4 protein-coding genes and 1 pseudogene are annotated in these 3,350 nt (G+C 74.5%); 2 read left to right on the top strand and 3 right to left on the bottom strand.

Going from position 1 to position 3,350, the window contains the following annotated elements; all coding sequences use genetic code 11:
* Positions 1 to 134: 134 nt before the first annotated feature.
* The 3 genes from GTW08_RS06850 to GTW08_RS06840 all read right to left on the bottom strand — a co-directional run bounded on the left by GTW08_RS06850 (position 135) and on the right by GTW08_RS06840 (position 2,107).
* Positions 135 to 1,100 (bottom strand): NADPH:quinone oxidoreductase family protein, encoded by a 966-nt coding sequence (locus tag GTW08_RS06850; RefSeq protein ID WP_161151594.1) that lies wholly within the window; start codon positions 1,098 to 1,100, stop codon positions 135 to 137.
* Between the two features lie 87 nt (positions 1,101 to 1,187).
* Positions 1,188 to 1,496, bottom strand: coding sequence for a hypothetical protein (locus GTW08_RS06845; RefSeq protein WP_073574211.1), 309 nt, complete (start codon positions 1,494 to 1,496; stop codon positions 1,188 to 1,190).
* 185 nt (positions 1,497 to 1,681) lie between these two features.
* Positions 1,682 to 2,107 carry a hypothetical protein gene (locus GTW08_RS06840; RefSeq protein WP_073574212.1) on the bottom strand — a complete coding sequence of 142 codons (426 nt, stop codon included), beginning with the start codon at positions 2,105 to 2,107 and terminating at the stop codon, positions 1,682 to 1,684.
* Between the two features lie 285 nt (positions 2,108 to 2,392).
* Between GTW08_RS06840 and GTW08_RS06835 the strand changes: the two genes are divergently transcribed.
* Together GTW08_RS06835 and GTW08_RS06830 are read left to right on the top strand one after the other, a co-directional pair.
* On the top strand, positions 2,393 to 2,959 hold the full coding sequence (locus GTW08_RS06835) for a hypothetical protein (RefSeq protein ID WP_073574213.1): 567 nt from the start codon (positions 2,393 to 2,395) through the stop codon (positions 2,957 to 2,959).
* A gap of 168 nt (positions 2,960 to 3,127) precedes the next feature.
* A pseudogene (locus GTW08_RS06830) lies at positions 3,128 to 3,350 on the top strand (hypothetical protein); the annotation flags it as partial.

Below are 3,350 nucleotides of genomic sequence, written 5' to 3'. Positions count from 1 at the left end.
TGGTGGTGCCGGCGCCGCACCGCCACGTCGGCCCCACCCCGGCGCCGCGGACCGCGGCGGCGGCCACCGAGACCACGGCGCCGCTGCCGCGCACCGCGGTCCGGCACAACCTCGAGCCGGCAGGCTGACCCGGCTCAGGTCAGGAGCACGACCTTGCCCGTGACGGTGCGGTCGTCGATGCGCGACAGGGCGGTCGCGGCGTCGTCGAGACCGAAGCGCTCGCTGATCAGCGGGTCGAGCGCGCCGGAACGCAGGTGCGGGAGCAGGGCGTCCCACTCCGAGCGGATGAAGTCCGGGCGTCCCAGCGCGTAGGCACCCCAGCCGACCCCGCGGACGTCGACGTTGTTCAGCAGCAGCCGGTTCACCTTCACCGTCGGGATGTCCCCCGCGGTGAATCCGACGACCATGAGACGGCCGAGCGGGCCGAGGCAGCGCACCGAGTCGGTGAAGCGGTCCCCGCCGACCGGGTCGACGACCATGTCGACTCCCGCACCGCCGGTCAGGCCCTTGACCGCGTCCTTGAACCCGTCGACGCCGACGGTGTGGGCAGCACCCGCGCGCCGGGCGACCTCGGCCTTGGCCTCGGTGGAGGTGACGCCGATGACGGTGGCCCCCATCGCGGCGGCCAGCTGGATCACCGCGGTCCCGATGCCCCCGGCCGCGCCCTGGACGAGCACCGTCTCCCCCGCCCGCAGGCCACCGCGGGTGTCGAGGGTGAAGTGCGCGGTCAGGTAGTTCATCGGCAGGCAGGCGCCCGCCGCGAACTCCACCTCGTCGGGCAGCGGGAAGACGTGCTGCTCGGGAGCGGAGACGGTCTCGGCGAACACCCCGGACATGGTGAACGCGACGACCCGGTCCCCGGCGGTGAACCGGCTGTCCGGGCCCGCCTCGCGCACCGTGCCGGCGCACTCGGAGCCGAGGGTGAACGGCGGCTCCGGCTTGTACTGGTACATCCCCTTGGTCAGCAGGACGTCCGGGAAGTTCACCCCGGCCGCGGCGACGTCGATCAGAACCTCGCCGTCACCGCGGACCGGCGGCTCGACCTCCGCGACACGGACCGCGGACGGCCCGTCCAGCTCGCTGACCTGCACTGCACGCACGTGTGCTCTCCCTCGTGGTCCGACGGCGGTGTCCGCCGGTCATCGAACCACGGGCGCGGGTGATCCACACGGGCCGCGGGGCGCGGGCTACACGGGCTGGGCGTCGCCGTAGCGCGGGGTGCGCGGCTCGGTGAGCGCGTCGCACAGCTCGGAGAGCCGGTTGTCGATGCGGTCCTGCACCCGCTCGAGGGCGTCGAGCTCCAACATGAGGTCCAGGGCGTCACCGGTGGTGCCTCCGGAGAGGACGCGCTCCAGCTCGGCGCGGCGCTCGGCGGCGCGCCGACGGCAGGCGTCCGCGGTGGCCTTGTGGGCGCGCAGCCGGGCACGGGCGGGGTCGGCGAGATCGCGGCCGCCGTTGACGGTGGCGACGCGCTCCTCCAGCAGGTGCGGGTTCACGGGGCCCTCCGATGCGTGGTGGTGGGAACGTCGGCTCGACCGTGACGTGACCGCCGACACATCCCACGCTAGACGATCAGCATGTGCCGCGCATCACATCGGTGTGACATCCGTGGGGAACCGGCCTCGGACGCGCGACGACCCCCGGTGCCGCGGCACCGGGGGTCGTCGGATGTCGGGTCGGGTCAGTCGCCGCGGCGCGGCTGCGGGATGAGCTCCGCCGGGCCGCGACGGCGCTGGGCGACGGCGTCGGTGGTCAGGTGGTAGTGCCCGCGGCGGGACCGCCGGCACAGGTAGGCCCGCTGCGGGCGCCCGCCGAGGGCCTCCAGCTCACGGGCGGCGCTCTCGGCCGCGTCCCGGTCCGGGTAGATGACCTTGCCGTCGCTGCCGGTCGCGGAGGCGCCGAACCGCTCGCGCTCGGAGATCTCGCGCCGCCCGGGGAGGCAGACCTCCGGCCGGCCGGACCGCATCAGCCGCGCGTAGCGGGCCAGCACGCGGCCCCGCTCGCCGTCGACCACACCTCGTCCGGACGGCAGGTTCTCCACCGAGCGCCGTGCCGCGGGGATCATCCCCGGGTGCACCGCCGGAACCCTGTCGAACTGCCCGTCCATGTCGCCTCCACGTCGCCGTCACTTGTGGATCGCTCGACTCATCCTGCCTCGTTACCGCCTGCGGCGGGCTCGCTCGATCGTGTCATCTGTCACGCAGACACCGGCATATCCGCTCACACACTGTGACATCGCGTGCAGATCGGCGTGTCGGCGACGCCGTTCACCGCCGCGTCGGTCGTGTCATCACACCTGTGGGTACGGCCGCGTGCACCAGCCTGTGCGCCCGTCCGGACCGTCCTATCCTGATCTCCCGGGAACGCGCGTGCCCCGGGTCGGGGGACGAAGATGGCGATCCAGCCCGAGACGGGTGTCGGGAACGGGGCGTCCGGCGGCCCGCGGTGGGACGAGGTGTTCACCCCGTCCGACCTGGCCGAGGGCGTGTTCGACGTGCGCTGGGACCTGCGGCCGCGACTACGCCGGTGGCTGGCCGACCAGGGGCTGGCCACCGCGTCGGGGCGCGAGACGCACCGTCCCGCGATCGACGCCTGGGCCATGCTCGACGGCGGTGTGATCGCCGTGTCCGCGGTGAGCCTGCCCGGCACGCCGCCCGGTGCGGTGCCGCTGCCCGGGCAGGAGACCGCCGCCGGCACCACTCCTCCGCGGAACTCCGCGCTGCTGTCCCCGGGTATGCGACTGATCGGGCACCGCACGCTGCGCCTGGTCGTCGCCCGCCTCGGACTGCCCGGTGGCGACGAGCCGCTGCCCGGGGAGCACCGCGACGTGCCCGGCCTGGTCGAGGACCTGTTCGACGCCCGTCGCCGCGACGCCGGGAGCGCCGAGCAGGCCGAGCTGCTCGCCACCTGTACCGACCGGACGTCGCTGCGCTGGGTGGTCGCCGCGCTGCGGCCGTAGGCGCGCGCAGGATCGCGCCGGTACACCTCGTCCGGTTCGACCGGCGTCGACCGTGACGACCTGATCATCACGTGTGATGACCCCGGCGGTCCGTCGACAACGGCTTACCACGGTCGACACATCGTCCGACGGCGACGCACCCGGCGCCCCGTGGCAGGCTCGGCCCTCGTGACGACCTGGACCAGCGACGAGTGCGCCGCCCACTGGGGCGTGCAGGTGGGCACCTGGAACTCCTACGTCTCCCGCGGCCAGGCGCCGGCCCCGCTGCCCGACCCCGGCCCGGGCGGCCGCAAGGTCTGGGACGCCGACGCCGTCCGCGCGTTCTCCCGGCCCGGGGTGGGCCGCCGCCGGGGATCCGCCGAGTCCGCGGCCGTGCTGGAGGAGCTGCGGG

It is taken from the genome of Pseudonocardia sp. SID8383 (assembly GCF_009864975.1).
GTDB lineage: Bacteria > Actinomycetota > Actinomycetes > Mycobacteriales > Pseudonocardiaceae > Pseudonocardia > Pseudonocardia alni.
Note: the sequence above shows the minus strand (reverse complement) of the source record. Positions and strands in the feature narration are given on the sequence as shown.

Excerpts from the sequence above, each read along its gene's own strand:
- GTW08_RS06840 (WP_073574212.1), bottom strand. The coding sequence starts at position 2,107 with ATGGACGGGCAGTTCGACAGGGTTCCGGCGGTGCACCCGGGGATGATC.
- GTW08_RS06835 (WP_073574213.1), top strand. The coding sequence starts at position 2,393 with ATGGCGATCCAGCCCGAGACGGGTGTCGGGAACGGGGCGTCCGGCGGC.